Source organism: Rhizobacter sp. P1_G5 (assembly GCF_056405435.1).
The window spans coordinates 1-7,015 of record NZ_JBFUCB010000306.1 but is presented as its reverse complement, the minus strand read 5'-3'; the positions used below and the strand labels follow the sequence as shown (position 1 = coordinate 7,015).

Sequence of the window (7,015 nt, the reverse complement as noted above, 5' to 3'; positions counted from 1 at the left end):
TGACCGCGCCGAACGGCCCGGCGCAGGAGGCGGTGATCCGCGCCGCGCTCGCCGCGGCCCGGGTCGATGCGCGGCAGATCGGCTACGTCGAGGCGCACGGCACCGGCACGCCGCTCGGCGACCCGATCGAGCTCGGCGCGCTGTCGGCGGTGCTCGGCAGCGGGCGCGATCCGGCGCTGCCGCTGCGCGTCGGCTCGGTCAAGACCAACATCGGCCACCTGGAGGCCGCGGCCGGGCTGGCCGGCGTGATCAAGGTGGTGCTGTCGCTGCAGCGCGCGCAGATCCCGCCGCACCTGCACTTCACGCAGGGCAACCCGCACATCGACTGGAACTGGYCGGTGCAGGTGCCGACGCAGGCGACCGACTGGCCGGAGATCGACGGCCGCCGGCTCGCGGGCGTCAGCTCGTTCGGCTTCAGCGGGACCAATGCGCACGTGATCCTCGAGGCGGCTCCGACACCGTCGCTGGCCGCCCCGCCGGCCGGCCCGCTGCGGCCGGCCCACGTGCTGGCGCTGTCGGCGCGCGACGACGGTGCGCTGCTCGACCTGGCGCGCCGCCACGAGGCGCGGCTGCTGCAGCTCGACGAGAGCGTCGAGGCCGCCGACCTGTGCTTCAGCGCGAACACCGGCCGCTCGCATTTCTCGCACCGCGTCGCGCTCACCGGGGCGAGCGTCGACGAACTGCGCGCCGGCCTGGCCGGCTTCCTCGCCGGCAGCGACGACCCGGCCATCGCGCGCGGCACGCTCGAAGGCGCGGCGCGGCCGCAGGTCGCCTTCCTGTTCACCGGGCAGGGCGGGCAGTACGCCGGCATGGGCCGCGCGCTGTACGACAGCGCGCCGGTGTTCCGCGCCGCGATGGACGCCTGCCACGCCGCTGCGGCGCCGCTGCTGCCGCGGCCGCTGCTCGACGTGATCTTCACGCCCGCCGGAGCCCATTCGCCGATCAACGAGACGGTGTGGGCGCAGCCGGTCAACTTCGCGATCGAGGTGTCGCTGGCCGCGCTGTGGCGGTCGTGGGGGATCGAGCCGGTCGCGCTGCTGGGGCACAGCCTCGGCGAGTACGCGGCCGCCTGCGTGTCGGGGATGCTGTCGCTCGAAGACGGCATCAAGTGCGTGATCGAACGCGGCCGGCTGACGCACGAGCTGCCGGCCGACGGCGCGATGGCGGCGGTGTTCGCGCCCGAGGCCGTCGTGCAGGCCGAGCTTGCGAACGGCCCGGCCGCGCTGACGATCGCCGCCTACAACGGCCCCGAGCATTTCGTCATCAGCGGCCCGCGCCACTCGGTCGATGCGGCGACGCAGCGGCTCGAGGCGGCCGGCGTGCGCGTCAAGCTGCTGCGCGTTCCGCATGCGGCGCATTCGGCGCTGATCGAGCCGGTGCTGCCGGCCTACCGGCGCGTGCTGGAGACGGTGCGCTTCCACGAGCCGCGCATCGCGCTGGTCTCCAACGTCACCGGCGCGCCGATCGGTGCGGCGGAGATCGGCCGCGTCGACTACTGGCTCACGCACATGCGCCAGCCGGTGCGCTTTGCGCAGGCGCTGCAGGGCTTGCTGGCGCAGGGCATCACGCATTTCATCGAGGTCGGGCCGCACCCGGTGCTGCTCGGCATGGGCGCCGAGTGCGCCGGCGGCGCGCCGGTCGAATGGCTGCCGTCGCTGCACCGCGAGCGCGCTGACTGGACCGACCTGCTCGCCAGCCTGCAACGCCTGTACGTGGCGGGCGCCGACGTGAACTGGGCGGCGTTCGACGCGCCGTATGGCCGCAGCCGCGTCGCGCTTCCGACCTACCCGTTCCGCGCGCGGCGGCACTGGATGGACGTCGTCGGCGAGAACGCCGCGCCGGCGGTCGATGCGGCGCAGCGCTGGTCGCGCGTCAGCACCGCGCTGTCGCGCCAGGCCGAGCGCGGGCCRCTGGACCTGAACGCTTCCTCGTACCCGGCGAAGTGGGACTGCCTGGCGCGCGTGACGAGCGCGCATGCGGCGCACACGCTGCGCGAGGCGGGCCTGTTCCTGGCGGCTGGCGAATCGCACACGCTCGACGGCCTGATGCAGCGCAGCGGCATCGGCGCGAGCTACCGGCACCTGGTGTCGCGCTGGCTCGACAGCCTGGTGGCGGGGGGCGTGCTGCGGCGCGCCGGCGAGGCCTTCATCGCCGACGCGCCGCTCGCCGAGCCGCCGCTGGCCGCGCTGTGGGCCGAGGCCGAACGCCTGTTCGCCGACAACCAGCCGCTGCTCGCCTACGTGCGGCATTGCGGATCGCTGGTGGCGCCGGTGCTGCTGGGCCGCGAGAGCCCGCTCGAGACCTTGTTCCCGCAGGGCTCGTTCGAGCTCGCCGAGAACCTCTACGAACGCTCGGCGACGATGCGCTACATCAACGGCCTTGCCGCCGCCGCTTTCGAGACGCTGGCCGCAACCGTGCCGGCAGGTCGTGCATTGYGCGTGCTGGAGGTCGGTGCCGGCACCGGTGGCAYCAGCTCCGCCGTGCTGGCGGCGCTGCCGGCCGACCGCGCGCAGTACCACTTCACCGATGTCTCCGACGTGTTCCTCGATCGGGCCCGCGAGCGCTTCGCGGCGTACCCGTTCCTGCGCTTCGGCCGCTTCGACATGGACGCCGATCCGCAGGCCCAGGGCTTCGCGCCGGGCAGCGTCGATGCGATCGTGTCGGCCAACGCGGTGCATGCGAGCAAGGACCTGCGCGCCGCGCTGAAGCGGCTGCGCGGGCTGCTCGCGCCGGGCGGCATGCTGGTGCTGGTCGAGTCGACGACGCACCTGCCGTGGTTCGACATGACGACCGGCCTGATCGAAGGCTGGCAGCACTTCGCCGACGACCTGCGCGGCGACAACCCGCTGCTGCCGCCGGCGCGCTGGCTCGAGGCCTTGCGCGATGCAGGCTTCGACGAGGCCGGCGCGTGGCCGCCCGCCGGCTCGCCGGCCGAGGTGCTGGGCCAGCATGTGATCGTCGCGCGCGTGCCGGGCGATGCGGTGGGGGCGGCATCGACCGACGTTGCTTCCGAGGCCGCACCGCAGCGTGCTGCTGCTGCCGCGCCGGCCGAGCTGGCGCAGGCCTTCCGCCAGCGCCTGCTGGACGCGATGGCCGGCGAACGCACCGAGCTGATGCGCGATTTCGTGCGCGAGCGCGTGGTGCGCGTGCTGCGCCTCGATCCCGCCGATGCGCCCGGCCGCGCCGACCGGCTGATGGACATCGGTTTCGATTCGCTGATGGCGGTGCAGCTGCGCAACCAGCTGGGTGGTGGGCTGGGGCTCGGCCTCGACAAGCCGCTGCCGGCGACGCTGATGTTCGACCACCCGACGATCGACGCGCTGGCCCTCCACCTGCTGGATCGCGTGCTGCCGAAGGCCGCGGTGGTGGTCGCCGACCAACCGGCACCCGCCGCAGTGTCGAATGCATCCGTCGAAGCCGTCGCGGCGATGAGCGACGCCGAGATCGAAGCCTTGCTGATGAGCCGATTGGAGGGGTCTTGAGCAGTCCTGCCGCCGACACCACCGCGCTGACGCCGCTGCAGCGCGCCTTCCTCGCGTTGCAGCAGGCGCAGGCGAAAGTGGCCGCGCTCGAAGGCGCGGCGCGCGAGCCGATCGCGATCATCGGGCTCGGCTGCCGCGTGCCCGGCGGCGGTGTCGATGCCGACAGCTTCTGGCGCCTGATGCGCGACGGCGTCGACGCGACCGGCCCGCTGCCGCGCGAGCRCTGGGATGTCGACGCGCTGTACGACCCCGATCCCGAAGCGCCCGGCCGCATCGCGACGCGCGGCGGCGGCTTCCTCGGCCCGGTCGACGGGTTCGATCCGACCTTCTTCGGCATCACCCGCCGCGAGGCGCAGGGCATGGACCCGCAGCAGCGGCTGCTGCTGGAGGTGGCCTGGGAGGCGCTGGAGCACGCCGGCCAGGCACCCGACCGGCTGGAGCGCTCGGCGACCGGCGTCTACGTCGGCGTCTGCGCGAACGACTATGCGCAGATGCAGCTCTCGACCGGCGACCGCGGGCTGCTCGATGCGCACTTCGCGTCGGGCATCGCGCACAGCATCGCATCGGGCCGGCTGTCGTACCTGCTCGGGCTGCAGGGGCCGAGCGTCACGCTCGACACCGCCTGCTCGTCGTCGCTGGTCGCGCTGCACCTGGCCTGCCAGGCGCTGCGCGCGCGCGACTGCCGCATGGCGCTGGCGGGCGGCGTCAACCTGATCCTGTCGCCGGACCTGTACATCGCGCTGTCGCATTCGCGCATGCTGTCGCCGGACGGCAAGTGCAAGACCTTCGATGCGGCAGCCGACGGCTTCGCGCGCGGCGAGGGCTGCGGCGTCGTCGTGCTGAAGCGCCTGAGCGATGCGCAGGCCGATGGCGACCGCATCCTCGCGGTGGTGCGCGGCAGCGCCGTCAACCAGGACGGACCGAGCAGCGGGCTGACCGCGCCGAACGGCCCGGCGCAGGAGGCGGTGATCCGCGAGGCGCTGGCGCGCGCCGGCATCGCGCCGCACGAGGTGGGGTATGTCGAGGCGCACGGCACCGGCACGCAGCTCGGCGACCCGCTGGAGGTGCAGGCGCTCGGGGCGGTGTTCTCCGAAGGGCGCGCGGCGTCGCAGCCGCTCTTGATCGGCTCGGTGAAGACCAACCTCGGCCACCTGGAAGCGGCGGCCGGCGTGACCGGGCTGATCAAGCTGGTGCTGTCGCTGCAGCGGCAGCAGATCCCGGCGCACCTGCACTTCAAGACGCCGAGCCCGCACATCGCGTGGGGCGACCAGCCGCTGAAGGTGCCGACGTCGCTGATGGACTGGGAACCGATCGGCGGGCGGCGCATCGCGGGGGTCAGCTCCTTCGGGTTCAGCGGGACGAATGCGCATGTGGTCATCGAGGAAGCGCCTTCTGAGCCCGGACGCGAGAACCCGTTCGCCCTGAGCTTGTCGAAGGGTCGCCCTGAGCCTGTCGAAGGGCTTCAGCTGTTTGTGCTTTCCGCTCGCGACGAAGCCTCACTCGCCGACACCGCCCGCCGCTTCGCCACGTCACTCGCCGGCCGCCCCGACGGCGAACTGCCCGACCTCTGCTTCACCGCTGCCATCAGCCGCGCCAGCTTCGCGCAGCGCGCCACCGTGCTCGCCCGCTCCGTCGCCGAGCTGTGCGAGCGCCTGCTGGCGCTGGCCGAGGGCCGCGAGGCCGAGGGCGTGCGCACCGAGCGCGTCACCCGCCGCGATCCGGCGCGCATCGCCTTCCTGTTCACCGGCCAGGGCGCCCAGTACGCCGGCATGGCGCATTCGCTCTACGCGCAGCAGCCGGTGTTCCGCGCCGCGCTCGACGCCTGCGCGCAGGCCCTGGACGGCGTGCTGCCGCAGCCGCTGCTCGACGTGGTCTTCGCCGAGCAAGGCAACGCGATCGACGAGACCCGCTACACGCAGCCGGCGCTGTTCAGCATCGAATATGCGCTCGCAAAGCTGTGGGCCGCCTGGGGCGTCGCGCCCGATCTGGTGATGGGCCATTCGGTCGGCGAATACGCCGCGGCCTGCCTGGCCGGCGTGATGACGCTGCCGCAGGCGCTCGCGCTGATCGCGGAGCGAGGCCGGCTGATGCAGTCGCTGCCGGCCGGCGGCGCGATGGCGGCGATCTTCGCCGCCGAGGCCGACGTGGCCGAGGCGGTCGCGCCGTTCGCCGCGCAGCTGTCGATCGCCGCCGTCAACGCGCCGGCGCAGACGGTGGTCTCGGGCGCCGCGGCCGCGGTCGATGCCGTCTGCGAGCGCTTCAGCGCGCGCGGCGTGCGCTGCCAGAAGCTGCCGGTCTCGCATGCCTTCCATTCGCCGCTGGTCGACCCGGTGCTCGAGGCGTTCGAGCGCGCGGCAGCGGCCACGTCAATGAGTCGCCCGCAGCTGCGCCTGGTGTCCAACCTGACCGGCCAGCTCGCTGAAGTGACGGGTGCCAACGCAATCACGCACCCCGCCTACTGGCGCCGCCATGTGCGCGAGGCGGTTCGCTTCGCCGACGGCCTGCGCACGCTGGCTGCGCTGAAACCGGACATCTGCATCGAGGTCGGCCCGCACCCGACGCTGCTGAACTTCGCAGAAGACTTGCCGGTGCGCGTGCCGACGCTCCGCAAGGGCCGCGCCGATGCCGACCAGCTCGCCGAATCGCTGGCCGCGCTGTACCTGGCCGGTGCGCCGATCGACTGGCGCGCGGTCTGGTCGGCCAGCGGCACGCGCCTCACCGACCTGCCGTCGACCCCGTTCCGCCGCGAGCGCTGCTGGTTCCAGGCGCGCCCGCCGGCCGCCGCGCGCAGCGGCACGCCGACCGGCCACCCGCTGCTCGGCACGCGGCTGCGTTCGCCGCTGCGCGATGTCGTGCAGTTCGAGACCACGCTGCGCGGCGATGACCTGCCGTACCTCGCCGACCACCAGGTGCAGGGCCGCGTGATCCTGCCGGCCACCGGCTTCCTCGAGATGGCGCTGGCCGCGAGCCGCGTGGTGCAGGGCGCGGCGCGGACGGTGACCGATGTCGTGATCTCCGAGCCGCTGGTGTTCGAGCCCGGCGAGGCGCGCACGCTGCAACTGCTGCTGCGCCGCAGTGCTGACACCCAAGCCGACACCTTCGAGATCCTGTCGCTCGGCGATGGCGAACCCGATGACGCCTGGCACACGCACGTGCAGGGCAGCTATGGCGAGGCCGACGCAGCGCCGTCGCATGAATCGGCCGGCGCGATCGGCGCCCGCTGCACCGAATCGATCGACGCCGGCGGCCACTACGCGAGCCTCGCCGCAYGCCAGCTCGCGTTCGGCCCCGCGCTGCAGGGCGTGCAGCGCATCGCACGGCGCGACGGCGAGGCGCTCGGCGAGATCGCGCTGCCGCCCGCTGCCGGCCGCGCCGACTACGTGATGCACCCGGCGCTGCTCGATGCCGCGCTGCAGGTGATGGCCGCCGCGCTGCCGGCGCAGGCCGCTGCCGGCCGCGCGTACCTGCCGCTCGCGATCGGCCGCCTCGCGGTGCACCGCGCGCATGGCGAGCGGCTCAGCAGCCACGTGCGC

Annotated in this window: 2 protein-coding genes; both read left to right on the top strand. The window is 73.6% G+C overall.

Features of this window, described 5'->3' with window-relative positions; translation table 11 throughout:
- Positions 1–3,482 (top strand): type I polyketide synthase (locus AC1D12_RS19910; protein WP_477842426.1); only part of this gene is annotated, 3,482 nt, incomplete at its 5' end.
- On the top strand, positions 3,479–7,015 hold a 3,537-nt coding region (locus AC1D12_RS19905), incomplete at its 3' end, for a type I polyketide synthase (protein WP_477842424.1). The genes AC1D12_RS19910 and AC1D12_RS19905, both read left to right, overlap by 4 nt.